Source organism: Rhodoferax bucti (assembly GCF_005876985.1).
Taxonomy (GTDB): Bacteria; Pseudomonadota; Gammaproteobacteria; order Burkholderiales; family Burkholderiaceae_C; genus Allorhodoferax; species Allorhodoferax bucti.
This window is the reverse complement of sequence record NZ_VAHD01000001.1, coordinates 74851-100485: the sequence shown is the minus strand read 5'-3', so window position 1 is coordinate 100485 and position 25635 is coordinate 74851. Positions and strand designations below refer to the sequence as shown.

At 62.7% G+C, this 25635-nt stretch carries 20 protein-coding genes; 10 read left to right on the top strand and 10 right to left on the bottom strand.

Features of this window, described 5'->3' with window-relative positions; all coding sequences use genetic code 11:
• The first annotated feature begins 13 nt into the window (after positions 1–13).
• Positions 14–949 (top strand): EamA family transporter, encoded by a 936-nt coding sequence (locus tag FDM28_RS00450; RefSeq protein ID WP_138511977.1) that lies wholly within the window; start codon positions 14–16, stop codon positions 947–949.
• Positions 950–955: 6 nt separating this feature from the next.
• On the opposite strand, the gene FDM28_RS00445 is transcribed toward FDM28_RS00450, so the two are convergent.
• The gene (locus FDM28_RS00445) at positions 956–1717 is read right to left on the bottom strand and encodes an SDR family oxidoreductase (RefSeq protein ID WP_138511975.1); all 762 of its coding nucleotides are present in this window, start codon (positions 1715–1717) and stop codon (positions 956–958) included.
• A 132-nt stretch (positions 1718–1849) separates the two neighbouring features.
• Between FDM28_RS00445 and FDM28_RS00440 the strand changes: the two genes are divergently transcribed.
• Positions 1850–2602, top strand: coding sequence for a dienelactone hydrolase family protein (locus tag FDM28_RS00440; protein WP_138511973.1), 753 nt, complete (start codon positions 1850–1852; stop codon positions 2600–2602).
• 60 nt (positions 2603–2662) lie between these two features.
• Positions 2663–5623, top strand: a complete 2961-nt coding sequence (locus FDM28_RS00435) for a CHAT domain-containing protein (RefSeq protein ID WP_170211544.1) — start codon at positions 2663–2665, stop codon at positions 5621–5623.
• Between the two features lie 9 nt (positions 5624–5632).
• Here FDM28_RS00435 and FDM28_RS00430 read toward each other — a convergent pair whose 3' ends face one another.
• From FDM28_RS00430 to FDM28_RS00415, 4 genes are all read right to left on the bottom strand, one after another.
• Entirely contained in the window at positions 5633–6157 is a 525-nt protein-coding gene (locus tag FDM28_RS00430) for a hypothetical protein (protein ID WP_138511969.1), read from the bottom strand.
• 70 nt (positions 6158–6227) lie between these two features.
• A complete protein-coding gene (locus FDM28_RS00425) occupies positions 6228–7271 on the bottom strand; it encodes an LLM class flavin-dependent oxidoreductase (protein ID WP_138511967.1) in 1044 nt (347 codons plus the stop codon).
• A 36-nt stretch (positions 7272–7307) separates the two neighbouring features.
• Positions 7308–7862, bottom strand: coding sequence for an ester cyclase (locus tag FDM28_RS00420; RefSeq protein ID WP_138511965.1), 555 nt, complete (start codon positions 7860–7862; stop codon positions 7308–7310).
• Between the two features lie 30 nt (positions 7863–7892).
• A complete protein-coding gene (locus tag FDM28_RS00415; protein ID WP_138511963.1) occupies positions 7893–8522 on the bottom strand; it encodes an NADPH-dependent F420 reductase in 630 nt (209 codons plus the stop codon).
• A 139-nt stretch (positions 8523–8661) separates the two neighbouring features.
• On the opposite strand from FDM28_RS00415, the gene FDM28_RS00410 reads away from it, so the two are divergent.
• Both FDM28_RS00410 and FDM28_RS00405 read left to right on the top strand, forming a co-directional pair.
• Positions 8662–9576, top strand: coding sequence for a LysR family transcriptional regulator (locus FDM28_RS00410; protein ID WP_138511961.1), 915 nt, complete (start codon positions 8662–8664; stop codon positions 9574–9576).
• Between the two features lie 50 nt (positions 9577–9626).
• Positions 9627–12824, top strand: a complete 3198-nt coding sequence (locus FDM28_RS00405) for an error-prone DNA polymerase (RefSeq protein WP_240791854.1) — start codon at positions 9627–9629, stop codon at positions 12822–12824.
• A 30-nt stretch (positions 12825–12854) separates the two neighbouring features.
• Here the strand turns inward: FDM28_RS00405 and FDM28_RS00400 are convergent, their stop codons facing one another.
• The 4 genes from FDM28_RS00400 to FDM28_RS00385 form a co-directional block, all read right to left on the bottom strand.
• The gene (locus FDM28_RS00400) at positions 12855–13874 is read right to left on the bottom strand and encodes a Gfo/Idh/MocA family oxidoreductase (protein WP_138511959.1); all 1020 of its coding nucleotides are present in this window, start codon (positions 13872–13874) and stop codon (positions 12855–12857) included.
• A gap of 8 nt (positions 13875–13882) precedes the next feature.
• Complete coding sequence (gene iolG, locus FDM28_RS00395; protein WP_138511957.1) at positions 13883–14878, bottom strand: inositol 2-dehydrogenase; 996 nt, start codon at positions 14876–14878, stop codon at positions 13883–13885.
• A 139-nt stretch (positions 14879–15017) separates the two neighbouring features.
• Positions 15018–15890 carry a MurR/RpiR family transcriptional regulator gene (locus FDM28_RS00390; protein WP_138511955.1) on the bottom strand — a complete coding sequence of 291 codons (873 nt, stop codon included), beginning with the start codon at positions 15888–15890 and terminating at the stop codon, positions 15018–15020.
• 120 nt (positions 15891–16010) lie between these two features.
• The gene (locus FDM28_RS00385) at positions 16011–16757 is read right to left on the bottom strand and encodes a substrate-binding domain-containing protein (RefSeq protein ID WP_170211543.1); all 747 of its coding nucleotides are present in this window, start codon (positions 16755–16757) and stop codon (positions 16011–16013) included.
• Positions 16758–17038: 281 nt separating this feature from the next.
• Here FDM28_RS00385 and FDM28_RS00380 point away from each other — a divergent pair, with 281 nt between their 5' ends.
• The 5 genes from FDM28_RS00380 to FDM28_RS00360 are packed head-to-tail and all read left to right on the top strand — an operon-like array spanning position 17039 to position 24242.
• Entirely contained in the window at positions 17039–18991 is a 1953-nt protein-coding gene (locus tag FDM28_RS00380) for a bifunctional 5-dehydro-2-deoxygluconokinase/5-dehydro-2-deoxyphosphogluconate aldolase (protein ID WP_138511951.1), read from the top strand.
• Between the two features lie 21 nt (positions 18992–19012).
• A complete protein-coding gene (gene iolD, locus FDM28_RS00375) occupies positions 19013–20881 on the top strand; it encodes a 3D-(3,5/4)-trihydroxycyclohexane-1,2-dione acylhydrolase (decyclizing) (RefSeq protein ID WP_138511949.1) in 1869 nt (622 codons plus the stop codon).
• Between the two features lie 45 nt (positions 20882–20926).
• The gene (gene iolE, locus FDM28_RS00370) at positions 20927–21853 is read left to right on the top strand and encodes a myo-inosose-2 dehydratase (RefSeq protein WP_138511947.1); all 927 of its coding nucleotides are present in this window, start codon (positions 20927–20929) and stop codon (positions 21851–21853) included.
• A gap of 18 nt (positions 21854–21871) precedes the next feature.
• Positions 21872–22690 carry a 5-deoxy-glucuronate isomerase gene (gene iolB / locus FDM28_RS00365; protein WP_138511945.1) on the top strand — a complete coding sequence of 273 codons (819 nt, stop codon included), beginning with the start codon at positions 21872–21874 and terminating at the stop codon, positions 22688–22690.
• Between the two features lie 25 nt (positions 22691–22715).
• The gene (locus FDM28_RS00360; RefSeq protein ID WP_138511943.1) at positions 22716–24242 is read left to right on the top strand and encodes a CoA-acylating methylmalonate-semialdehyde dehydrogenase; all 1527 of its coding nucleotides are present in this window, start codon (positions 22716–22718) and stop codon (positions 24240–24242) included.
• Positions 24243–24368: 126 nt separating this feature from the next.
• Here FDM28_RS00360 and FDM28_RS00355 read toward each other — a convergent pair whose 3' ends face one another.
• Complete coding sequence (locus FDM28_RS00355; protein WP_138511941.1) at positions 24369–25571, bottom strand: phytanoyl-CoA dioxygenase family protein; 1203 nt, start codon at positions 25569–25571, stop codon at positions 24369–24371.
• Between the last annotated feature and the right edge of the window lie 64 nt (positions 25572–25635).

The window sequence follows — 25635 nt, the reverse complement described above, 5'->3', positions numbered from 1 at the left end:
TTACGGACTATTCATGATTTCGGCACTCAATATTCAGCAAGGCTGGCGTTTGTCTCCATTCTGGCGCCTCATGGTGGCGCTTTGGCTGGTGTACATCGTCTGGGGCACCACCTACTTTGCCATCGGCGTGGCGGTGCACAGCTTTCCCCCGCTGTGGATGAATGCCACCCGCTTCACGCTGGCCGGCGCCATCATGCTGGCATGGGCCCTGTGGCGCGGCGAAAAGCTGCCTAGCTGGCGCCAGTGGCGCAATGCTGCGCTGGTGGGCGGGCTGATGGTGTTTGTGTCCATGAACCTGGTGGTGTTTGCGCAAAAGCAGGGCATCGGCTCCGGACTCATGGCCACCGTCATCACCACCATGCCCATGTGGCTGGCACTGTGGACGCGCCTGGGCGGTGAACGTGTGCCCACTACCAGTTGGGTCGGGCTGGTGCTGGGTGTGGCGGGGGCTTTGTTGCTGGCTATGGAAGGCGATTTTTCTGCCAGCTGGCTGGGTGCCTTGGCCGCCTTTGGCGCACCGCTGTGCTGGAGCGTGGGTTCTTACGCATCCCGCAAACTGGACTTGCCCGGCCCTGCCATGGCCTCAGCCACCGAGTGGCTGGCCGGTGGGCTGATGGGGGTGGTAGCAGCCTCGCTCATCGAGCCACAAGGTGCGCTGGGCAATGTGTCGCACGAAGCCTGGTTGGCCTGGTGGTACCTGCTGGTGTTCGGCACGCTGGTGGCACTCAATGCCTACCTCTGGCTGCTGCAAAACACCACGGCTGCGGTGGCCGGCAGCTACTCGTTTGTAAACCCTGCCGTGGCCTTGGTGGTGGGCGTGCTCATTGGCAAAGAAGTGCTCACCGGCTGGGTGTACCTGGCCTTGCCGCTGATTGGTGGCGCCTTGGCCATGATCATGTATGGCCCGGCTATCGTGGCGTGGTTGCGCCGCCGCATCGCCCGGGCCTGACGCACCTCAGACCGAGGTCAGCCCACCGTCCACGGTGTGGGCCAGGCCGGTCACAAAGCCGGACGCCTCTGAGCTGAGCCACAGCACGGCGGCGGCCACTTCATCTGGCTCGCCGATGCGGCCAATCGGGTGGGCCCCGGCCACGGTGGATGCCACTTTGGGGTCGGCTTGCACGGCGCGCTCCAGCATCACGGTGCGGATCACGCCGGGGCACACCGCATTCACGCGAATACCTTTGCGGCCGTATTCCACCGCGGCAGATTTGGTGAGGCCGATCACTGCATGCTTGCTCGCGCTGTAGGCCGACATCTTGGGCGCACCCACCAGCCCGGCCACCGACGCGGTATTGACGATGGCGCCGCCACCTTGGCTGAGCATCTGCGCGATCTGGTATTTCATGCACAGCCACACGCCCTTGACGTTCACGCCCATGATGCGGTCGAAGGTGGCTTCCTCGCAATCCGCCAGGCGCATGTGCTCTTCTTCAATGCCGGCGTTGTTGAAGGCGCAGTCCAGCCGGCCGAAGTGGGCCACCACCTGCGCCACCATGGCTTGCACCTGGGAAGCTTGCATCACATCGGCAGCAATGAACAGCGCCTCGGCTCCTAAGGCTTTGACTTGTGCCGTGGTTTCTTCCCCTGCAGCCACGTCGCGGTCGGTCACCGCCACCTTGGCACCCGCGCGCGCAAACGCCAGCGCACTGGCCCGCCCGATGCCACCGCCACCGCCGGTAACCAGCACCACTTTGTTGTCGAATCGGATCTGCATGAAATCGTCCTTTGCCGCAAATGAGAGCTTGGCATCTTAGGTGGCGGCCTACGTTTCTTGTACCGCAGGCGTAACCCGCGCGACAGGGCGGGGGTCATACTCGGGGCCACGTTTTTCACCGGAGCCCTTGCTGTGCAAATCCAGTCCCATGAAGTTGACCTCTCCACTCCCACCGGCGTGATGCGCTGCTATGTGTACCGCCCGAAAGAGGCGGAGGGCGCAGCGGCCAAACAGTACGCCGCCATCCTGCTCTATTCCGAGATTTTTCAGCAGACCGGGCCCATACGCCGCAGCGCGCAGATCATGGCGGGGCATGGCTTCATCGTGGTGGTGCCCGAGGTGTTTCACGAGCTCAACCCCATTGGTACCGTGCTGGGCTACGACGACGCCGGGCGCGACAAGGGCAATGCCGACAAGGTAGCTAAAACCCTGGAAGCCCATGACAGCGATACCCAAGCCATGCTGGACTACCTGCACACCTTGCCCTACTTCTCAGGGCAGGCCGGGGCCATGGGCTTTTGCCTGGGCGGCGGCTTGGCCTACCGGGCGGCCATGCACCCGGCCATCCGCGCGACCTCGTGCTTTTATGCCACCGACATTCACTCCGGCATGACGCCGTCCAACGCCGGCAACGACAGCCTGACCCGCACGCCCGAAATCCGAGGTGAGCTGCAAATGATCTGGGGCAAGCAAGACCCCCACATCCCGCCCGAAGGCCGGGCGCTGGTCTACAGCACCCTGGTGAAAGCCAGTGTGAACTTCACCTGGCACGAGTTCAACGGCGTACACGCCTTTATGCGCGACGAAGGCGAGCGCTATGACGCGGAGCTTCAGCTGCTGGGCTACCAGATGGCGATTGGAATGTTCAGGCGGGTGTTGGGTTAATGGGGTGGACTCGCTGATTTGGTGTAGAAACATCTAAATGATGTGTCGCTAGAAATGCCCATGAAATTATTCATCTACCTATTACTGTTCGGCTTGTGCAGCCCTGTATGTGCGCAAGGCGCTGACAACTTCTCCGCCAGTCGACTGAGTGAAGCAGAGCTGGTGAGCCTGAGGGCGCAGTTGAAAACTACCTTGCCAGTTGGAGCCACCAGAGATCAGGTGGACAACCACTTCAAAGTGTTGGATAGCGTAGCCGTCAAGCTGGGAGACGTTCCCGAGAGAGAGCGGGTTTTGCGGGAATGGAACCTCAAATCCACCAGCTTAGGCGCCCGCTGGGTATTGGCTTCATTTTTGCTCGGCACCGAAAAGGCGGATGAAGGGCTTCAGCGCTCTGAGGCGTTGCTCGCGGAAATGAAAAATCCGCAGGAAAAAGTGCGGCTCATATCCGACTTGGCCATTTTCTATATCGATCAGAGCAATCTCAAGCGTGCGGAAACCTTGCTCAAGGACGCTGCGGAGACGATTAAAACGGAGTTTCCTAGCCGCCCGTATGGGCCGGCGGCTTATTGGCATACACGTGCCGAAATGGAGTTTTACAACATACAAGGCCGGCTGTATATGCGGCAAGGACGTTTTGTAGAGGCTTTAAATACGTCGATATTGGCCAATGCCAAAGGTGACACTTTGCGAGCTTACGAAGCCCTGGTAGACGAGCGAGCACGATACGCTGGGCGACAGAACCATGTATGGACGTTCAATGAGCATGCGCAAATATTGATTTCCATGGGGCGTTTGCTGGAGGCAGATGATGTGCTGCGACAGGCTTACGCACTTTGCAAGTCCTATGGCTTTGCTGAGTACGCCATGATTGGTTTTTACCGTCGGTTGGCGGAGCTCCGTTTCAGCGAAGGCCAATATGCGGAAGCCATTAAGGTTTACCAAAAGATAAAAGACATACAGATTCAGCAAGGCGTGCATCCATCTTCCGCGCAAATGCTGTACACCCGTACCGGGATTGCCCGTGCGCTGGTTGCGGCTAAGAAATGGCAAGAGGCTACGGTAGAGTTTTCCGAAATGGATGCTGCAGCTGGCAATAGTCCACAGTTAGCGAATATTGCCCGGCACACGGAATTTCGGGCACAGGTTTATATGAATATGGGTTTTTTGGGGCGCGCTCGAAGTCTGATGAACGGGACGTTGAAATGGCATGTAGAAAATTTTGGCCCCCATCATTACTACACCGCAATTACCCGTGGCCTGTATGCGGTGGCGCTGACCACTGATTCAAACGAAAACGCCAAGGCTCGCTCCGAGTTTGAAGTCGCGATCCGCGACATGACCGCTCCTAACGTGTTGTCTACGGATTACCAAGAGAACGGTTATCGAAAATCGCTCAAGACGCTCATTCTCAAGAGCTACTTGCAGCTGCTGACCGCGTCGGAGTCGCGTACCGATGCCGATAGCGCAGAGGCCTTCAAAGTAGCCAATCATTTGATTGCGTCTTCGGTGCAGCAAGCGATTGCGGAGTCTGCTGCCCGCTCCGGCATCAAGCAACCTGATCTTGCGGTGCTGGTGCGCAAGGATCAAGATGCCAAGAATGAGTTGAGCGCTTTGTATGCCTATATTGCTGCGCAAAATGGTGAAGGTGCATCACGCCGTACACCAGAGGTGGTGAGCTCCATGCGCGGCAGGATCAAAGCGCTGGAGGACTTGCGAAGCGACATGAAAGAGCGTGTGCAAACGGAATTTCCGGAGTACTTCCAGTTGCTGCAACCGAAGGTTCCAGGTCCGACCGAACTCGCCGCCAAGCTGCGCCCAGATGAGTTGTTTATTTCTGTGCTCCCCATGGACGATGCCACCTATGTATTCGCAGTGGCATCAAATGGAAAGTTGGCATTCAGCCGTAGCAAACTGACGCAGAGCGATATTGCAGAGAAAGTGCGCCGCATCCGTGCCACATTGGATGTGGCAGACCAAGGCGCACGTGCACCTGCGTTTGACGCCAAGTCGGCTTATGAGCTGTACACAGATTTGCTGTTGCCGATGGAGTCCGCAATGTCAGGCAAGCGGCATCTCATCGTTGCGGCCTCGGGTGCTTTGGGGCAGCTGCCTTTTGCGGTGCTGCCTACGGCAGCGGTGCGGCAGGTCAAGAACCAAGAACCCTCTTGGTTGATCAAGCGCTACGCCTTGAGCAGCGTGCCATCGGCAAATGCGTGGATGTCTCTGCAGCAGCTGAGTAAAACCCCGTCCGCCAATCGCTCCATGATGGCTTGGGGCGATCCCCAGTTTCGCACCGACGCACAGGGTGCGCGCCCGTCCACTGGTGTGGCGAGCAATAGCACGCGTGCGGTAGTCACGTCACGAAATGACATGTCATTCGATTTGGAAAAACCACGGGTAGATGTACTGCGCTACAGCGAGCTACCGCCGCTGCCGGAAACGCGTGACGAAGTTATTGCATTGGGTAAGACTTTGGGTGCAGATGCTCAGACAGATATTTTTGTGGGTAACGCAGCTACGCGCGCTTCGGTGTTAGATGCCAGCGCGGATGGTCGCTTAAGCCATCGTCAGGTGGTGGTATTTGCAACTCACGGGCTCTTGCCTGGTGATTTGCCCAACCTCGATCAACCTGCACTCGCACTGGCGAGTACCCATCAAAAAGATGCATTGCCCTTGCTTACGCTAGATGATGTGATGAGCTTGCGAATGAATGCCGACTGGGTGGTACTCAGTGCTTGCAACACCGCGAGCGCGGATGGCAGGGCAGAGGAGGCCATGTCTGGTTTGGCGCGTGGATTCTTTTATGCGGGAAGTCGCAGTTTGCTGGTTACGCACTGGTCCGTGGAAAGTGAAAGCGCCATGTTGCTCACGACGGCAACGTTCGCGGCGTACCAATCATCGCCAGACGTCACTCGCGCAGAGGCCCTGCGCACTGCCATGCTCAAAGTGATGGCGATGAAGCCCTACAAGCACCCAGCATTTTGGGCTCCGTATGCTTTGGTTGGTGAAGGTGGTCGCTGAGCAAGCCCATCAAGCTGATTGAACTCTTCTGAAGCGCACCGTGAGCTGCCCGCTGGCCCCGGGTGTGCCGGCACCCAGAGTGGCGGCAAAAGCCTGAGCCACCAGCGCCAGCACGGCGTCCCGGCGGGGTGCCAACTCGGGTGGGATGTGGATGTGGCTCACAAACACGGTGATGCGCGTGCCGTGCTCCGTCGTCTCGAACACGCTGGCGCGTTCGCCTCCGCCGCCGCACTCGATGTGCACCTTGGCGCCAAAGCACACCAGGGCATGCATCTCGGGAATTTCAAACGCACCTCCGCCCAAGGCCATGAACAGCACGCTCTTGTCGGCATTCACCCACCAGCTGCTCAAGCGCAGCAAGCTCGCAAGGTCGAAGGGGCGCCCGCTCCAGTCGTTCAGCTGGTAGCGGTCGAGCAGGGCGATGTCGGCTTCGGTGATCTTTTCTTTGCGCAGCGCCAGCAGGGGCGCATCCGCCAGTGCCACGCTGACGGCATAGTCTTGCCGGGGGAGGGGCGGAGTGGGTGGCACCGTCATGCAGTCTCCATGCAAAAAAAAGATGCGCAAATTGTGGCACTGCCTTGGCGCCACAGACCGCGCCCACCGACTAAGCCTTGGACGACACCCCCAGCGCCCGGTGCACGATGGGCATCACCTCGCCGGCCAGCAGTTCAATCGCCTGCGCCACTCTGGCAAAGGGCAGACCGCCGATGTCGATCTGGGCCAGAAAGCGCTGGTGGCCGAACAGGGCGTGTTCATACAAAATTTTGTTCGCAATCTCCTGCGGGCTGCCTACAAACAGCGAGCCGCGGGGGCTGGCCAGTTGGGCGTAGGCCTCCGGGCTGATGGCCCAGCCCACGTCGCGCTGCGGCAGGTTGTGCCGCATGTAGTGGGTGTAGTGCGGGAAGAACTCTTCGCGGGCGCGCTGCGAATCTTTTTGCACATGCAGGTGGCCGGAGATCGCCACTTTCAGGTCGTCAGCGCGGTGGCCGGCGGCCAAGCCCGTTTGGCGGTACAGCTCTACAAAGGGCTTGAAGCGTGCCGGCTCGCCGCCAATGTTGGCCAGGTTCAGCGGCAACCCGGCCTGGCCCGCACGCACGGCGCTCTGCGGTGTGCCGCCTGCGCCAATCCACACCGGCAGCGTGCCGGCCAGCGGCCGGGGGGCTACTTCCACCCCGTGCAATGCGGGGCGGAACTGGCCTTGCCAGTGGATGCGCTCATCGCTGCGCAACTTCAGGAGCAGGGCGAGTTTCTCGTTGTAGAGGTCTTCGTAGTCCTCCAGCGCAAAGCCGAACAGGGGGAAGGACTCCACAAACGCACCGCGCCCGGCCATCAGCTCAGCCCGGCCACCCGAGAGCAGGTCCAGCGTGGCAAAGTCTTCAAACACCCGCACCGGGTCGGCGGAGCTGAGGATGGTGACCGCGCTGGTGAGCCGGATGCGGCGGGTCACTGCCGCAATCGCGCCCAGCACCACGGTGTGGGCCGACACGGCGTAGTCCGAGCGGTGGTGCTCCCCCACGCCGAAGACGTGCAGCCCGGCCTCGTCGGCCAGTTTGGCAGCGGCCAGGATGTCCTGCAGGCGCTGCCGTGCAGCTTGCGGGCCGCGCGCATCGGCGGGAAGGTCCCCGAAGGTGTAGATACCGATTTCCATGAGGGCGATTCCTTTCGATGCGGGGTGCGTGATGGCTTAGTTGGCTAGGCCGAGTTGCTTCATGAAGTCCTGGTTGTCCCAGAACAGCCACTCGTGGTCCATGGTCTTGCCGCTCCAGTGGCCGATGGTAGCCATGCCGATGGCGAAGCGTTTGCCGTTCGGTGGAATGGTCTTGCCCTCGCCGATGGGCATGGGCTGGGTGAAGGTGCCGGTCATCACGCCGGTCACTGAAGTCCACGAGCCGGAGCCGAAGCGGATGGGGTGTTCCTTGATTTTGATGTCCGGGGCGAACACAAACAAGGCTTTCAGGTCGTCGGTGTGCTTGTCCAGGCCCTTGGTTTCGTGGCCGTCGGGCCAGGTCACCACGATGTCGGGCGAGTGGCTTTCTTTCAGGCGGTCCCACTTCTGGTTGCTGAAGACATCGAAGTCCAGGGTGTCAAACACCTTGAGCTTGCGTTCCACCTTGGGCGCCTGCTTCTCGTGCTTGGGGGCGGGCGTGGCGGGGTTTTCAGCAGGCGTTTGGGCAAAGGCCAGGCCGAGAGCGGAGCTTGCCAACGTGGCGATGAGGGCGGTGCGGAATGTCCGTGTCATGGTGGTTCCTTCAGGAGCTGATGAAAAGGCTTACTTGCCGACCCAGGTAGGGGCAATGCCGGTGCCGCGGCCTGCGCCGTAGCCGAGGTAAATGTTCAAACCGGCCAGGGGTTCGAGGTAGCGGGCGTTTTGGAGTCCACCGGCGTCTGTAGTGGCAAAGCCCAGGCTGGCCGCCAGCGTTTGCACGGTCTGCTTGGCCGCAGCATCGTCACCGGCGTAAAACACGGTGGCCTGGGTGCCGTCTGCCAATGTGGCGCCTTGGGCGAGCACTTGCGCAAACAGGGTGTTGAAGGCTTTGACCACGTTGGCACCAGGCACGGCCTTGGCAATTTCTTCAGCGGCAGAGGTGCTGTGGCCGAGGGTGAGGCCCATGTAGTCGGCGGTCAGCGGGTTGGTGATGTCCACCACGGTTTTGCCTTGTAGGTTGCCGACCGCTTGCAGGGCGCCCACCGCGTCGGCATAGCCGGTAGCCAAGACCACCACGTCCTGCCCTTGGGCGGCACCGGCGGTAGCCACGGCTTGCACGCCGGGGTACTGGGCGGCCAGGGCGGCGGCCTTGGCTGCGTCGCGCGCTGTCACGCGGACCTGGTGGCCTGCGGCGCTGAGTTGTTTGACGAAGGCCGAGCCCATGTTGCCGGCGCCGATCACGAGTACTTGCATACGATGTCCTTTCAGGGTGGTAGAGGGTGTTTTCAGTGCCTTCGCCGTAGAGGTTGGAAGGCATGGGTGAACTGTATTTGTTGTTCTTATCGAGATAAATATGTTTGAATGAGATTAACTATTCCAAAATTCAAAACAAATGGACAAGTTTCTGGAGATGAAAACCTTTGCCGCCGTGGTGGACAGCGGCAGCTTTGTGCAGGCGGCCGATGCGCTGGACATGTCCAAGCCCGCGGTGTCGCGCCATGTGGCTGAGCTGGAGCAGCGCCTGGGCGTGCGGCTGCTGCAGCGCACCACGCGCAAGCTCTCGCTCACCGAAGAGGGGCGGCAGTTTTACGGGCGCTGCAAGTCGGTGCTGGCGGATGTGGAGGTGGCCGAGGCCGAGGTCAGCTCGCAGGCCGTGGTGGCGCGCGGGCTGATCCGCATCAACGTGCCGGTGTCGTTCGGGCTGCTGGAGCTGGCGCCGCTGTGGCCGGATTTCATGGCTCAGTATCCCGAGGTGGAGCTGGACATCACCCTGGCCGACCGGGTGGTGGATCTGGTGGAGGAGGGCTACGACCTCGCAGTGCGGATTGCCCGGCTGCCCAACTCTTCGCTGGTGAGCCGCAAGCTGGCGTCCACGCGCATGGTGCTGTGCGCCTCCCCCGGCTATTTGCGCGAGCACGGTACGCCGCAGCACCCCGCCGAGCTGGCATCGCACACGGTGCTGTCGTACAGCCTGCTGGCTACCGGCGACCAGTGGGAGTTTGCCGGCCCGCAAGGGCCTGTGGCGGTGACGGTGAAGCCGGTGCTGCGCACCAACAGCGGCGATACCTGCATTGCCGCGGCGCGCAAGGACAAGGGCATTGTTTTTCAACCCTCGTTCATGGTGGGCGCTGATTTGCAGAGCGGTGCCCTGCAAGAGCTGATGCCGCACTACCGCTCGCTGGAGTTCGGCATTTACGCGGTGTACCCCACGCGCCAGCATGTGTCGCCCAAGGTGCGCGCCATGATTGACTTTCTGGTCCAGGCCATGCGCGGGGCCAGTTGGTGCGGGGAGCAGGCGTCTTTTTAGCTTGGGGTTGGAGGGTGTATTTACGTATACTGTAATTTTGTACAGTATTTGTGTTGCATCCTTTCACCCGCAAGCCCTGCAGCGAAGCCCCTGCTTACGCCGAGCTGCATTGCCTCACCAACTTCAGTTTCCAGCGCGGTGCGTCGCAGCCGGAGGAGTTGGTGGCGCGTGCGCATGTCTTGGGCTATGCAGCGCTGGCCATTACTGACGAGTGTTCCGTGGCCGGCGTGGTGCGGGCGCACAAGCATGTGAAAGATGAAAAGCTGGGCATGCGGATACTGCCGGGGGCAGAGTTTCAGGTGCCCCATGCGCAGGGCGGCTTTACCGTGGTGGTGGTGCCGCACAACCCGCAGGGCTGGGGCAACCTGTGCGAGTTCATCACCCACGCGCGGATGGCGGCGCCCAAAGGCGAATACCGGGTTGCCTGGCTGGGGCAGGCCGAGGCGTCGCCCTGGCACACGCTGCGGCACTGCGAAGTGCTGCTGCACTTGCCGCTTGCTATCAAAAAAGAAGCTGCTTGCGCAATAGCGATGGGCGCTAGAGGCCTGTTTGGCAATAGTTGCTGGCTGGCAGTCACTGCGGGGCTAGGCGGCATGCAGGCTTTGGAGCGGGTGCATTGGCAGCAGATTTCGGCGGTGAGCGGGCTGGCCCCTGTCGCTACCGGCCAGGTGCGCATGCACACCCGCTCGCGCAAGCCCTTGCACGATGTGCTGACCGCCGTGCGCTGCGGCCTGCCGGTGGCGCAGTGCGGCTTTGCCTTGCAGGCCAATGCCGAGCATCACCTGCGCAGCCGCGCCCGGCTGGCTGCGCTGTTCACGCCCGAGGAACTGGCCCACACGCTGGTGGTGGCGGAGCGTTGTACGTTCAATCTGGATGCGCTCAAGTACCACTACCCGCTGGAGTCGGTGATTCCGGGCATGACGGCCGCGCAAACCCTGCGCCACTTCACCGAGGAGGGGGCCGCCGTGCGCTACCCCGGTGGCATGAAGGAGGACATCCGCGCGCGGGTGGACAAAGAGCTGGCGCTGATTGCCGAGCTGAACTACGAGATGTATTTCCTCACGGTGCACGACATCGTCCGCTTTGCGCGGAGCGAGGGCATCTTGTGCCAAGGGCGGGGCTCGGCGGCCAACTCGGTGGTGTGCTACTGCCTGCACATCACCGAGGCGAACCCGGCCGAGACCTCGTTGCTGTTTGAGCGCTTCATCTCTAGAGAGCGCAACGAGCCGCCGGATATCGATGTGGACTTTGAGCACCAGCGGCGCGAAGAAGTCATCCAGTACATCTACGCCAAATACGGCCGTGAGCGGGCCGCGATTGCCGCTACCGTGGCCCACTACCGACCCCGCAGTGCGCTACGCGATGTGGGCCACGCGCTGGAGATCCCCGAGGCGCTGATCACCGCCATGGCGAAAGAGCACCCCGGCATGTACAGCCGCGAGGTGTTGGTGGAGCGATTGCAGTCTGCTATCGAAAAAGTGGCTGGTGACGCACATTCTGCGGGCACTGCAGGCATCGCGATCCCTTCCGCCCGCCGCCTGCAACTCTGGCTGGACATGGCCATCGCTTTACAGAAGTTTCCGCGCCACCTGAGCCAGCACGTGGGCGGCTTTGTACTCACCCAAGGTCCGCTCACCCGCCTAGTGCCGGTTGAAAACGCGTCCATGAAAGAGCGCTCCATCATCCAGTGGGACAAGGACGACCTCCAAGCCGTGGGCCTCATGAAGGTGGACGTGCTGGCTCTGGGCATGCTCAGCGCCATTCGCCGTTGCTTGGAGTTGGTGACGCAGCGCCGGGGCCTGCCGCAGCCTCTGCGCATGCAAGACGTTCCGCGTGACGACCCCGCCACCTACGACATGATTTGCGCGGCCGACACGGTGGGTGTGTTCCAGATCGAGAGCCGCGCGCAGATGAGCATGCTGCCGCGCCTCAAGCCCCGCAAGTATTACGACCTCGTGGTGGAAGTGGCCATCGTGCGGCCGGGGCCGATCCAAGGCGGCATGGTGCACCCCTACCTGAAGGCGCGCAATGCGCCGGTGAAAGCCGAGTCGCCTTACCCTGCGCTCAAAGAGGCGTTGCAACGCACCCATGGCATTCCGATTTTTCAGGAGCAGGTGATGCAGATCGCCATCCTCGCCGCTGGTTACACGCCCGGCGAGGCGGACGATTTGCGACGCTCCATGGCGGCGTGGCGGCGGCATGGCAACGTCAGCGGCCACCATGACCGGCTGGTGGGCGGCATGGTCGATCGGGGTTACCCGCTGGAGTTTGCCGAGGCCATCTTCCGGCAGATGGAGGGCTTTGGCGAGTACGGTTTTCCCGAGAGCCATGCGGCCAGTTTTGCCATCTTGGTCTACATCAGCAGCTACCTCAAGTGCCACGAGCCCGCCTGCTTTCTGGCCGCCATGCTCAACAGCCAGCCCCTGGGTTTTTACGGCCCGGCGCAGCTGGTGCAAGACGCGCAGCGCCACGGTGTGGAAGTGCGCGCGGTGGATGTGCAGCACAGCAGCTGGGATTGCACGCTGGAGGGGGATGCCGTGCGCCTGGGGCTGCGCTTGGTCAAGGGCTTGTCGCTTGCCGCGGCCAATCGGGTGGTGGCTGCGCGCCAACATGCGGTGTTTGCCAGCACGCAGGATGTGTCGCTGCGCTGCGACTTGAGTGCGGAGGATGTACGCGCACTGGCCAGTGCCGATGCCTTGCAGTCCCTCAGCGGCCACCGCCGCCAACAGGCGTGGGACGCCTCGGCCCTGCGCCCCGCGCCCGCCTTGCTGCAAGGCGTGCCGATTGACGAGGCTGCGTTGGCGTTACCTGCGGCAGGTGAGGGGGAGGAGGTTACCTTTGATTACGCCGCAGTAGGGCTCACTTTGCGCTCCCACCCCTTGCTGCTATTGCGCGAGCAGCTATCAAAACAGAAGCTGCTGACAGCCTCACAAATGCGCGACTACCCCAGTGGCCGCTTGGTGCGCGCCTGCGGCATCGTCACCGCCCGGCAGCAACCGCAAACCGCCAAAGGCGTGGTGTTTGTGACGCTGGAGGACGAAACCGGGAGCGTGAACGTCATCGTGTGGCGCTCTGTGAAAGAGCAGTTCCGCCACGTGGTGTACCAGTCCCGCTTGATGGCGGTCTATGGCGTGTGGCAGCGTGATGACGAGAGCGGTGGCCAGGTCCGCCACCTGGTCGCCAAGCGGGTGGTGGACATGACGCACCTGCTCGGCGATCTGGAAACCAGCAGCCGGGACTTCCACTGAAGCCCCGGCTGTCACCGGGCGTGGCGCGGTTTACACCGCCTCGGGCATGCCGCTTTGCAGCGAGCGGGCAATCGCCAGGCCGATGCGGGTGGCTTCCATGGCGTCGGACAGGGTCAGTGTGAGCTGGGTCTCGCCACGGCAGGCCGCCACGAACTCGGCCATTTCGGCGGCGAATGCGGCCTGGAAGCGCTCGTAAAAGTCCTTGAGCACGGCATGGCGCACGCCGTGGGCATCACTGGTGACGATGCGGTCACGCGCAGCGTGCTCGCCAATCGTCAGCTTGCCGGCGGTGCCGATGACTTCGGTGCTGGTCTCATGGCCGTGGGCCATGGTGCGGGATGCATAGAGCACCGCTTTGGCGCCGCCTTCAAACTCCACCACGGCGATACCGTTGTCCACATCGCCACACGCGGCCAGGCCGGGGTGCAGGGCGATGGTGCCGGTCGCGAATGCGCGCAGGGCTTTGGGGCGGCCGAGCATCCAGCGGGCGAGGTCAATGTCATGCACGCTGCAGTCCATGAAGATGCCGCCCGAGGTGGGGGCAAATTTCACGAAGAAGCCTTCGGGGTCGTTCTGGTCGCAGGTTTGCGAGCGCACGATGAAGGGGCGGCCGATGTCGCCCGCTTCAATGCCGGCCTGGGCCGCACGGTAGCTGGGGTCGAAGCGGCGCACAAAGCCCACCATGGCGATCAGGCCGGGGTGTTTTTCGGCCTCGGCCAGCACCCGCTCGCAGTCGGGCAGGTTCAGGGCCAGGGGCTTTTCGATGAACACGTGCTTGCCGGCCTGCAGGGCGGCAATGGCCTGGTCCGCGTGCAAGGAGGTGGGGGTGACGAGTACTACCGCATCCACATCGGGGCTGGCCAGCAGGTCTTCATAGCGGGAGTACACCTGCTGGATACCCAGCTGCTCGCGGGCATAGGCCTGCTCGGCCTCTACCGGGCTGCAGGCTGCGGTGAGCACGCAGTTGCGGGTGCTGAAGGCCAGGGCCTGGGCGTGGCGTTGCCCCAAACGGCCGAGGCCGACGATACCAATACGCAAAGGAGAAGTCATGGTGTTGCTCAGAAGGTGATAATGCGGTTGTGGGTGGCGCTTTCAGCGGCTGCGTCGGCCAGGATTTGGGCGTCCACGCCGTCTTGCACGGTGGTGCGGAAGCTGCCGCCGTTTTGCAGTTGGGTGAAGAAATGCTCAATCTCCAAGCGGTACGCGGCTGCGTAGCGTTGCAAAAAGAAGGCTTCAGGGTTGTCCTGTGAGGTGCCTTGCGCGGTGGCTTGGGTGACTTCGCTGGGCTTGTGGTTGCCGCACTGCAGCATGCCCTTGGAGCCGATGACTTCAAAGCGCTGGTCGTAGCCGTAGGCAGCACGGCGGGTGGTGTTGATCTGGCAGAGGCGGCCTTTGACGGTTTTGATGGTGACTGCGGTGCAGTCAAAATCGCCGGCCTTGCCGATGGCGGGGTCGGTCAGGCAGGAACCGGTGGCGCTGAGCCAGGCGGCCTTGTCGCCATCGCCGCACAAAATCCAGCGGAACACGTCAAAGTCGTGGATCAGCATGTCGCGGAAGATGCCGCCAGATTGCTGGATGTATTCCACCGGTGGCGCGCCGGGGTCGCGGCTGGTGATGACCAGCATCTCGGGGTTGCCGATGTCGCCCCGGTCCAGGCGAATTTTGGCTTCATTGAAGGTGGGGTCAAAACGGCGCTGGAAGCCGATCATGCAGGCCACGCCTGCGGCCGACACGGCTTGGGCCACGGCTTCTGCACGTTGCACCGACAAGTCCACCGGCTTCTCGCAGAAGATGTGCTTACCGGCCGCGGCGGCGCGTGCAATCAGGTCGCTGTGGGTGGTGGTGGGGGAGCAGATAGCGACCGCATCAATGCTTTTGTCAGCAAATACGGTGTCAATGTCTGCAACTTGTGCGCCCAGGGTTTGCGCCAAGTCGGCCGCCGCAGCGGGCATGGCATCGCAAACGTACTTGAGTTGCACGCCGGATTGGGCGGCGAGGTTGGTGGCGTGGATACGGCCGATGCGGCCAGCGCCGAACACTGCGACGTTTTTCATGAAGTTCCTGTCTCCGTGTGTTTATGGAATATCGAATCACGCGCGCGCGTGACGTGATGACAGGACTATACGAAAAATTTTCACATATGGAAATATTTTTCTAATTTAAATTTCAAATGAAATATAAATTTTCAAGTGCTCACGACTGGGCCGGCGCCGAGGTGGGGCGGTAAGGCAGTTCCAGCGCATAGGCCAGCGAGATGAACAGGCTTTGCGCCAGGCCCATGGTGCTGGTGAGCGCCCGGAAGCCGAAGGTGGAGTTGTCCTGCACGATGAGGATGGCCTCAGCCTCTTTGGCCAAAGGGCTCATGCGGCTGTCGGTGATGGCGATCACGCGGGCACCGCGCTCTTGCGCCACGGCCACGGCAGCGAGGGTTTCTTCGGCGTAGGGGGCGAACGAGATTGCCAGCATTACATCGCCCGGGCGGACCGAGCGCATTTGACCCAGGTGCATATTGCCCAAGGCGGACATCAGGCACACGCGTTTGTCGGTGTGTTGCAGCGCGTAATCGAGGTACACCGCGATGGGAAAGGAGCGGCGCGAGGCTGCAATCCAGATGCAATCCGTTTCCCGCAGCATGTTTACGGCTTTGGTGAAGGTGGCTTCGTCCAGGTTGGCCTCCAGCTCATGCATCGCAGCTTGGCTACCGGCCAGAAATTCACGCGCGATTTCCACGCTGGAGAGGCTGCCCGCGCCGGAGTCGATGATGTCGCGGATGCGCGAGCGGTAGTTGCGGCTGGGGGCCAGCTGGCGCGTGAGGCCTTCGCGGAACACGAGCTGCATTTCCGAAAAGCCCGAAAACCCGAAATGTTTGGCAAAGCGCACCACCGCCGAGGGCTGCACCTGGCAGCTCGCGGCAAGCTGCTGGATGCCTTCAATGCCGATGTGGTCGCGGTGCTGCTCCACGTACTTGGCAATCACCTTGAGCTGCTTGCTTAGCGTGTCGTACTCCGCGGTAATGCGTGCGATCAACTGGTCGACGGGGGTCTTGTCATTGCCCTTGGATGCCATGTGCAGAGTCTTTCGTGGGTGGTGTCAGCCGGAGTCGGCGGTGGAACTGAATTTCTTTTCGTATTCTGATTGAAAACTGCGTTCTCGGAGGATGGGGAGTTCCCGCAGGCGACAACCCTTCTACCCTGCGAGATAGGGTTGTTTGCCCATGTTTTCTGCAAAGTAGAGGCGGAAGTCGCCCGACTTTTCTGCCGGGCTGGACGGGGCCATGCCCACCGCCATCAGCACCTGTTGCAATGCGCGGATCGCCTGGGTGTCTGGGTCCTGGTCGATCACCACGTCCAGCACGCCTTGTTGCAAGTACTGCCGGTGGTCGTCCGAGATTTCGTGGGTGATCCAGCACACTTTTTCTTTGGCAAAGCGTTGCAGTGCGGCGTGGATACCGGGTGAGCCGGCACCGGTGTTGTAGAGGCCGACCACATCGCGCTTGCCTTGCAGGGCTTTTTTCAGGGCGAGGTAGCAGCGGTCCGGGTCGTCATGCGTTTCGGCCACGTCCGGGTCACAGCGCAGGTGCGGAAACTGTGCGCTCAGCACGTCGCGGCAACCGCTGCTGCGCTCGATGTGCCCCAGGTAGTCCAGGCGGCTGGAGAGCGTGAGGATGCGCCCCTCGCGGTGGCACAGGCGCCCGAGCAGATAGCCCGCCGTGCGGCCGGCGGCATGGTTGTCGATGCCCACGTAGTCGGCTTGGGGCACGTGGTTCACCCGGGTCACCACCATGGCGACATGCTCCCCGTTGGCGCGGGCCTGTTGCAGCGCCTGGCGCACGGCCGGAGTGTCCGGGGCCGACACGATCAAGGCCTGCCGCTTGTAGCGGCGCGGGCCGATGGCGCGTACCAGCGCGGCTTCGTCTTCTTCCGGCGTGGTCACGCGGTGCACAACCAGCCGTGTTGATCTATCTCCTAACTAGGTTTTATTCACGGCTGACGGAATGTCAACCGCTGTCGGGCTTGGTCGTACACAAGACATTTCCTTGCCACGGAACGAACTGTAATCAGAAAACGAAAAATTTTTCTAAGTGATTAAACCCGGCGAAATTTATTTCTTTATACTTTACAGTCACCGGAACGATAAAAGCGCCTGCGCTATTGACGTTGCTGTTTCGCGCAGCTTCCGCGAGTCATTAACATGTCCTTTGGACCCCGTACCCGATGAGTACCCTCAAATTTCCTTCTGGTCGCCCCATCGATCTGGCTTGCCTGGGCCGCTTGGCCGTCGACCTGTACGCACAGCAATTTGGTAGCCGTCTTGAAGATGCGCGCAGCATGGCGATGTACCTGGGTGGCAGTTCTGCCAACCTGGCCTTCGGCGTGGCGCGTTTGGGCTTGCGCAGCGGCATGTTGTCCCGCGTGGGCAATGAGCAAATGGGCCGCTTTCTGATTGAGACCCTGGAAAACGAAGGCTGCGATGTCAGCCAGATCCAGATCGACCCCGAGCGTTTGACCGGGCAGGTGCTGCTGGGCCTCAAAGACCGCGACACCTTCCCTCTGCTGTTCATGCGCGAAAACTGCGCGGACATGGCGATTGACGCTGCACAAATCCAGGAGTCCTACCTGGCCCAGTGCCGTGCACTGGCCATCACCGGCACCCATTTGTCCACCCCCGGCACCCGCGCGGCTGCCTTGACCGCGCTGGGTTATGCCCGCAAGCACGGTGCCATCCGCGTGCTGGATATCGACTACCGCCCCGTGCTGTGGGGCCTGACCAGCCGCGGCGCCGGTGAAAACCGCTACGTGGCCGATGCCAACGTTACCCGCCAGTTGCAAGAGGTGCTGCCCGAGTTCGATTTGTTGGTGGGCACCGAAGAAGAGTTTTTCATTGCCGGTGGCTTCGCCAACGACATCGTGGCCAGCCTGCGTGCGGTGCGCGCTTTGACGCCCGCGACGCTGGTGGTCAAGCGCGGCGCCTTGGGGTGCTGCGTGATTGAAGGTGCAGTGCCTGCCAATATTGACGATGCCCCCACTTACAAGGGCGAGCGTGTCGAGGTGCTCAACGTGTTGGGCGCGGGCGATGCTTTCTTGTCGGGCCTGATGACCGGCTTGCTGCAAGGCAAAGACTGGACGGGCGCCACCCAAATGGCCAATGCTTGCGGCGCCATTGTGGTGTCTCGCCACGCCTGCTCTGCGGCCATGCCTACGCCTGAAGAGTTGGCGCACTGGTTCAGCGGCAGTCGCAACCCCAAGGTAGATGCGGATGCCCAATTGGCCCACCTGCACCGTGTAACCCCCAATCGCAAAGAGTGGAACGAGTTGTGCGTGATCGCGTTTGACCACCGCAGCCAATTCCTTGACCTCGCCCGCGAAGCCGGAGCCGACGAAGCGCGCATTCCTGCGCTCAAAAACCTGCTGGTGCGGGTGGCCGAGCAAGTCGAAGCCGACCGCCAGTTGCAAAACCACACCGGCGTGCTGATTGACGGTGGCGCCTACGGCACCGACGCATTGGCCGCAGCCACCGGCCGCGGCTGGTGGGTAGGCCGCCCGGTGGAGCTGCCCGGCTCCCGCCCCCTGCGTTTTGATGGCACCCGCTCCATCGGCAGCGCGCTGATTCATTGGCCTACCGAGCAAGTGGTGAAGTGCCTGGTGCACTACCACCCCGACGACGCCTACGAGCTCCGCATCGAGCAAGAGCAAAAAGTGCTGGAGCTGTGGGAAGCCACCCGCGAAAGCGGCAACGAGTTGCTGCTGGAAATCATCTCCCCCAAGGCCCTGACCCTGGCTGGCACCGAAGATGACGTGGTGCTCCGCGCCGTGAAGCGCTTCTACAACCTGGGCGTGAAGCCCGAGTGGTGGAAGCTGGCCCCCATGCAACCCCAAGGCTGGGTGGCGCTGGAAGCCTTGCTGGCCGAACGCGACCCGCATTGCCGTGGCGCTGTGATTCTGGGCCTGAACCAACCCATTCCGCACTTGGTAGACAGCTTCCGCAACGCCACCAACCCCGTCGTTAAAGGCTTTATGGTGGGGCGCAGCTTGTGGGCCGATGCCTCGTTGCGCTGGTTGCGCGGCGACTTGTCCGATGCCGCCTTTGTGGACGAAGTGGCCCGCAACTTCACCATTTTGGTGGACGGCTGGCGCAACCGCCACGCCCAAGTGCGCGCTGCGGCTTAAAACTCCGGTAGAACACTGACCATGACGACAACCCAACGACTCACTCTTTCGCAAGCCCTCGTGAAGCACCTGGCGGCTTTGCGGGTGGAAATGCATGACGGCAGCATCCAGCCCTATTGCGGCGGCGTGTTCACCATCTTCGGGCATGGCAACGTGGCCGGCATGGGCGAAGCCCTGGTGGCCGAGCGTGACAAGCTCACCACCTACCGCGCCCACAACGAGCAAACCATGGCGCACGCTGCCATTGCGTTTGCCAAGGCCCAGTTCCGCCAGCGCATCATGGCGGTGAGCACCAGCATCGGCCCCGGCGCTACCAACATGGTGACCGCTGCAGCCGTCGCCCATGTGAACCGCCTGCCGGTGCTGCTGCTGCCGGGTGACGTGTTCGCCACCCGCCGCCCCGATCCGGTGCTGCAGCAAATCGAGAGTTTCGGCCAGGGCGATGTGAGCGCGAGCGACTGCTTCCGCCCCGTGACCCGTTACTTCGACCGCCTGACCCGCCCCGAGCACATCTTGACCGCGCTGCCCCGCGCCATCCAGATGATGACGGACCCGGCCAACTGCGGCCCCGCCTGCCTCTCGCTGCCGCAAGACGTGCAGGCCATGGCCTTCGACTGCCCGGAGGACTTTTTGAACCCCGAAGTGCTGCGCTTCCGCCGCCCGCCTGCAGACGCGCGCGAGCTAGCGAATGCCGTGGCCCTGCTGCGTACCGCCAAGCGCCCGCTCATCGTGGCCGGTGGTGGCGTGCTTTACAGCCAAGCCTGGGCCGAGCTGCGCGCCTTTGCCGATGCACACGGCGTGCCGGTGGTCGAGTCGCATGGCGGCAAGAGCAGCCTGCCCTGGGACCACCCGCTGAACCTCGGCGCCATTGGTGTGGACGGCGTGTCATGGGCCAATGACATGGCCCGCGAGGCCGATGTGGTGTTCGCCGTGGGCACCCGCCTGCAAGACTTCACCACCGGTTCGCACGCGCTGTTCCCGCAAGCTAAGTTGCTGAGCCTGAACGTGCAGCCTTACGACGCCGGCAAGTGGAGCGGTACCGCCTTGGTGGCCGATGCCCGCGTCGGCCTGGGCCAGCTGGAAACCGGCCTGGGCGGCTGGGCGGCCGATGCCGCCTGGACGGCACGCGCCAAGCAGCAAGCCGCTGCGGCGAATGTCCGCATTGGCGAGCTGACCACCAACGTACCCAAAGACATGCTGCCTTACGACGCCGAAGTGATCGGCGCGGTGCGCGACTCAGCCATTGAGCTGGGCTTGGACAGCGGCACCCGCGACGTGGCCCTGTGCGCCGCCGGCACCTTGCCCGCCGAGCTGCACAAGCTCTGGCGCGCCAGCCTGCCGGGCAACTACCACATGGAGTACGGCTACTCCTGCATGGGCTACGAAGTGGCCGGTGGCCTCGGCGTCAAGATGGCCCGCCCCGAGCAGGAGTCCATCGTGCTGGTGGGCGATGGCTCGTACATGATGGCCAACTCCGAGCTGGCGACCTCTGTGCTGCTGGGCCAGAAGATCATTGTGGTGATTCTGGACAACCGCGGCTACGGCTGCATCGAGCGCCTGCAGATCAAAACTGGCAGCCCCGGCTTCAACAACATGCTGGACGACTGCGTGCCTGAAGGCGGCGAGCGCAGCACCATCGATTTTGCGATGCACGCCCGCGCCATGGGTGCCGATGCGGTGCACGTCAAAGACGTGGCTGAGCTGAAAACGGCCATGGTCAAAGCCCGCAAGGCCAAGCGCACCCAGGTGATCGTGATCGACACCACCCACCACCGCATCACCGATGGTGGTTGCTGGTGGGAGGTGGCCATTCCCGAGGTGTCCACCCGCACCGAGGTGAATGAGGCCCACGCCAACTACGTCAAGGCCCAGACCCTGCAACGTGTTTGAACCTGTTTTCTTTGTATTCCCCCCTATTTTTCTGAGAGCACTCACATGACCTGGAATGTCCGTATTGGTATCAACCCCCTGTCCTGGATGAACGACGACCTGCCTTCCCTGGGCGGCGAAACACCGCTGGAAACCGCGCTGAAAGAAGGCAAAGAAATCGGCTACGAAGGCTTTGAGCTGGGCAACAAATTCCCCAAAGACGGCCCCGGCCTCAAGGCCAAGTTGGACGAGTTCGGCCTGGCCTGCGTGTCCGGTTGGTACTCCGGCTTTTTGGCCGAAGTGAAGCCCGGCCAAAGCAATGCCGACGCGGTAGCTGCCGAAATTGAAAGCTGCAAAGCCCACATGAGCAAGCTGCAGTACAACGGCGTGAAGGTGGTGGTCTATGGCGAGTGCGCAGGCACCGTGCAAGGCCAGATCGACACCCCCGTGAGCAAGCGCCCCAAGTTCGCCAGCGAAGCGCTGTGGCACGGCTACGCCGAGCGCCTGAACGCCTTTGGCGAGCACCTGCTCAAGACCTACGGCATCAAGCTGGCCTACCACCACCACATGGGTGCATATGTAGAGTCCCCCGCCGATGTGGACAAGCTCATGGCCTTGACCGACCCCGCCAAGGTGTTCCTGCTGTTTGACACCGGCCACGCTTACTTTGGTGGCGCTGCCGACCCGGTGGAGTTGCTCAAGAAACACGTCAAGCGCGTGGTGCACGTGCACTGCAAGGATGTGCGCACCCCGGTGATTGCCCAGGCGCGCAACGACGGCTGGAGCTTTTTGAATGGCGTGATCAACGGCACTTTCACCGTGCCCGGTGACGGCAGCATCAACTACGCGGCCGCCCTCAAGGTGCTGCGCGAAGCTGGTTACGAAGGCTGGTTGGTGGTCGAGGCCGAGCAAGACCCCGCCGTGGCCCCGAGCTACCAGTACGCCAAGAAGGGTTTTGAGACCCTGAGCGGCCTGGTCAAGAGCCTGGCCTGATCGTCCGAGGACACCGCCATGGTCAGCCCCTTACTCGCCAAAGCTGCCCCCGCGGGCCGCGAAATTGTCAACGTCACCCCCGAGCGTGCCGGGTGGACGCATGTGGGCTTCCGGGCGGTGCGCCTGGAGGCTGGTGCTACAGAAACCATAGCTACCGGCGCACGTGAATTGTGCGTGGTGGTGCTGGTGGGCTCGGTAGACATCACCATCGACGGCACCACTTTTGCCAACCTGGGCACCCGCGACAATGTGTTTGACGACAAGTCGCCCGCTGCCGTGTACGTGCCCTCCGGCAAAGAGGTCACCGTGCGTGCCGTGCGCAATGCCGAAGTGGCTTTGTGCACCGCACCGTGCGACGACAAAGTGCGCGCCGTGCGCGTGATCGACCCCGCCAGCATGCGCCGCAGCGTGCGTGGCAAGGGCACCAACACCCGCTATGTGTGCGACATCCTGCCGCACGACGACCCCACCGCCGCCCACTTGCTGGTGGTGGAAGTGATGACGCCGGCCAGCCACAGCAGCAGCTACCCGCCCCACAAACACGATGTGGAGCAGCCACCGGTCGAGACGCTGCTGGAAGAAACCTACTACCACCGCCTCAACCCGCCGCAGGGCTTTGCCTTCCAGCGCATCTACACCGACGACCGCAGCATCGACGAAGCCTGCGCGGTAGAAAACCACGACGTGGTCATGGTGCCCAAGGGCTACCACCCGGTGGTGGCGCCGCATGGCTACGACTCTTACTACCTCAACGTGATGGCGGGCCCCAACCGCTTCTGGGTCTTCAAAAACGACCCGGCCCACGAGTGGATGCTGGCGCCCGCTGCCAGCACCTGAATCTCTTTTTTAAGAAACACATTCCATGTCCCAAGTTACCAATATCGCCCACTACATCGCCGGTGCCCACACGGCCGGTACTTCCGGCCGCAGCCAGCCGGTGACCAACCCCGCCACCGGTCAAGTTACCGGCTCCGTGGCTTTGGCCAACGTGGCCGAGGTGGATGCGGCGGTGGCCGCTGCGCAAGCGGCGTTCCCCAAGTGGGCTGACACGCCCCCCATCCGCCGTGCGCGCATCATGTTCAACTTCTTGCAGCTGCTCAACGAGCACAAGGACGAGTTGGCCCGCATGATCACCGCCGAGCACGGCAAGGTGTTCACCGATGCGCAGGGCGAGGTGTCCCGCGGCATCGACATCGTCGAGTTCGCCTGCGGCATTCCGCAGCTGCTCAAGGGCGACTTCACCGACCAGGTGTCCACCGGTATCGACAACTGGACCCTGCGCCAGCCTTTGGGTGTGGTGGCCGGCATTACGCCTTTCAACTTCCCCGTGATGGTGCCCGCTTGGATGTTCCCCGTGGCCATTGCTGCAGGCAACACCTTCGTGCTCAAGCCCAGCCCGATCGACCCGTCCCCCAGCCTGTTCATTGCCGACCTGCTGAAAAAAGCCGGCTTGCCCGATGGCGTGTTCAACGTGGTGCAGGGCGACAAGGAAGCGGTGGACGCACTGCTGGTGCATCCCGATGTGAAGGCCGTGAGCTTTGTGGGCTCCACGCCCATTGCCAACTACATCTATGAAACCGGTGCCCACCACGGCAAGCGCGTGCAGGCCCTGGGCGGCGCCAAGAACCACATGGTGGTCATGCCCGACGCGGACGTAGACCAAGTGGTGGACGCCCTTATCGGCGCGGGCTACGGCTCTGCTGGCGAGCGTTGCATGGCCATTAGTGTGGCGGTGCTGGTGGGTGATGTGGCCGACAAGGTCATCCCCAAATTGCTGGAGCGCACCAAAACGCTCAAGGTGCTCAACGGCACCAACCTCGCGGCTGAGATGGGCCCCATCGTCACCCAGGCCGCGCACAAGCGCATCAGCGGCTACATCGACCTGGGTGTGCAAGAAGGCGCCAAGTTGCTGGCCGATGGCCGTGGCTTTGATGGCAAGCAGGCGGGCGAAGGCTGCGGAACTGACACGTCTGGCGGCTTCTGGCTGGGCGGCACGCTGTTTGACCACGTGACCCCCGAGATGCGCATCTACAAGGAAGAAATCTTCGGCCCCGTGCTCGCCTGCGTGCGCGTGCCCGACTTTGCCAAGGCGCTGCAGCTGATCAACGACCACGAGTTCGGCAATGGCGTGGCCTGCTTCACCCGCGACGGTAACGTGGCGCGCGAATTCAGCCGCCGCGTGCAAGTGGGCATGGTGGGCATCAACGTGCCGATTCCGGTGCCCATGGCCTGGCACGGCTTTGGTGGCTGGAAGAAGAGCCTGTTTGGCGACATGCACGCCTACGGCGAAGAGGGCTTGCGCTTCTACACCAAGCAAAAATCCATCATGCAGCGCTGGCCCGAGAGCATTGGCAAGGGCGCCGAGTTTGTGATGCCCACTGCCAAGTAATTGAAGAATCAAAGTGGCCTCTAGCGCACACGGAATGTGCGCTAGCAGCTACTAAAACCATAGCAAAATACCGGCTTCAAGCCGGTCTTTTTGTTGGTGGCTCCCGCCGGTGCAGGCGGGGAGCGCTCAGGTCAGGCGCTTGAGGGCGAGCCCGTCCAGCTGTGCGCCCAGTTGCTCGGGGCTCCAGCCTTCTTGCAGCGCGCAGCGCACCCAGGCTTGTGGGCTCTCGGGGGCCAGGCCGCCCAGGGGCGGGTCGCGGTCCAGGTTGGTGGGGAAGGCGTAGCCCTCGCTGCTGGCTGCAATGGCGTGGTGGGCGCCCGCTGTGTCCAGCGCGCCGCTGCGCAGCAGGTTTTGCAGGTGGGGATAAAGGGCGCGCGTCATGCGGTCGCGATCCACCGACTCCATAGCCCGCCCGAAGGCTGACGACACCTGCAGCAAATTGGCCATGCGCTGGATGCCGGCCGAGCGGTTGTCCCCCGCCGCGTGCAGCAGCGCGGGGTTGAAGAACACGGCATCCCCCTTGCGCAGTGGCAACTGCACCCGGTGTGCGGCAAAGTAGTCTTTGAACGCTGCGTTGTCGGCCACCAGGTAGCCGTGGCGGTACTTTTGCGAGTGCGGCAGGTAGAGCGTGGGCCCGCTCTCCAGCGGCATGTCCACATGCGCTATGGCACCCTGCAGGGTCAGCATGGGCGAGAGGCGGTGCACATGCGCCGGGTAGCGCTCGGCCTGCGCGGCGGTGCAAAAGCCCAGGTGGTAGTCGCGGTGGGGCGTTTGCGCGCCGCCGCCGGGGCGCACGTTGTTCACTTGTGAGGTGACCTGGTAGGCCGGGCCCAGCCAGGCTTCGCTGGCCAGGGCGATCATGTCATTGGCGTAGTAGCGGGCGAAGAGGGCAGGGTCCAGCAGGCACAGCTTTTCGAGTGCGTTCCAGATGCGGTCGTTCGCGCCGGGTTTGGCAAAGTGGTCGCCCCCGCTGCCACTGATGCGCTCCTGCGCAATCAGGTCGAAAAAGCGCGCTGTGACGGCGTCGAGCACCGCGTGGTCGGCCACAGCGCCTTGCAGCACCACAATGCCCGGCCCGTGCTCCCACACCGCTGCCCACTCGGCCATTACCGCAGCGCGCTGTGCCGGGTCTTGCTGCAGGGCGGTGCGCAGGGCCGCGCAGTCGTACAGCGGCACGCCTTGCACCACGCTGGCAGCCAGCGGGCAGTCGGCCACCGTGGTGGGGGTTTGCAGCAGGGCCTGCAGCTCGGGCAGGTGAGCGTCTTGCGCGTGCAGCCAGCGGTCGGCAGGCGCGGTGTGGGGGGAGGTCGGTGAGGTGGGGGTGTGCATGGTGTCTCCGAGTGATTTCTGTGGGGCAGTGTAGAAAAGCGAGGCGCTCCGGCGTGTGGCCAAA

Coding starts and splice junctions, on each gene's coding strand:
- FDM28_RS00420 (WP_138511965.1), bottom strand. CDS start 7,862: ATGACACGGACATTCCGCACCGCCCTCATCGCCACGTTGGCAAGCTCC.
- FDM28_RS00430 (WP_138511969.1), bottom strand. CDS start 6,157: ATGACGGTGCCACCCACTCCGCCCCTCCCCCGGCAAGACTATGCCGTC.
- iolG (WP_138511957.1), bottom strand. CDS start 14,878: ATGAAAAACGTCGCAGTGTTCGGCGCTGGCCGCATCGGCCGTATCCAC.
- FDM28_RS00435 (WP_170211544.1), top strand. CDS start 2,663: ATGAAATTATTCATCTACCTATTACTGTTCGGCTTGTGCAGCCCTGTA.
- FDM28_RS00450 (WP_138511977.1), top strand. CDS start 14: ATGATTTCGGCACTCAATATTCAGCAAGGCTGGCGTTTGTCTCCATTC.
- FDM28_RS00390 (WP_138511955.1), bottom strand. CDS start 15,890: ATGGCATCCAAGGGCAATGACAAGACCCCCGTCGACCAGTTGATCGCA.
- FDM28_RS00410 (WP_138511961.1), top strand. CDS start 8,662: ATGGACAAGTTTCTGGAGATGAAAACCTTTGCCGCCGTGGTGGACAGC.
- FDM28_RS00445 (WP_138511975.1), bottom strand. CDS start 1,717: ATGCAGATCCGATTCGACAACAAAGTGGTGCTGGTTACCGGCGGTGGC.
- iolE (WP_138511947.1), top strand. CDS start 20,927: ATGACCTGGAATGTCCGTATTGGTATCAACCCCCTGTCCTGGATGAAC.
- FDM28_RS00400 (WP_138511959.1), bottom strand. CDS start 13,874: ATGACTTCTCCTTTGCGTATTGGTATCGTCGGCCTCGGCCGTTTGGGG.
- FDM28_RS00360 (WP_138511943.1), top strand. CDS start 22,716: ATGTCCCAAGTTACCAATATCGCCCACTACATCGCCGGTGCCCACACG.
- FDM28_RS00415 (WP_138511963.1), bottom strand. CDS start 8,522: ATGCAAGTACTCGTGATCGGCGCCGGCAACATGGGCTCGGCCTTCGTC.
- FDM28_RS00425 (WP_138511967.1), bottom strand. CDS start 7,271: ATGGAAATCGGTATCTACACCTTCGGGGACCTTCCCGCCGATGCGCGC.
- iolD (WP_138511949.1), top strand. CDS start 19,013: ATGACGACAACCCAACGACTCACTCTTTCGCAAGCCCTCGTGAAGCAC.
- iolB (WP_138511945.1), top strand. CDS start 21,872: ATGGTCAGCCCCTTACTCGCCAAAGCTGCCCCCGCGGGCCGCGAAATT.
- FDM28_RS00355 (WP_138511941.1), bottom strand. CDS start 25,571: ATGCACACCCCCACCTCACCGACCTCCCCCCACACCGCGCCTGCCGAC.
- FDM28_RS00380 (WP_138511951.1), top strand. CDS start 17,039: ATGAGTACCCTCAAATTTCCTTCTGGTCGCCCCATCGATCTGGCTTGC.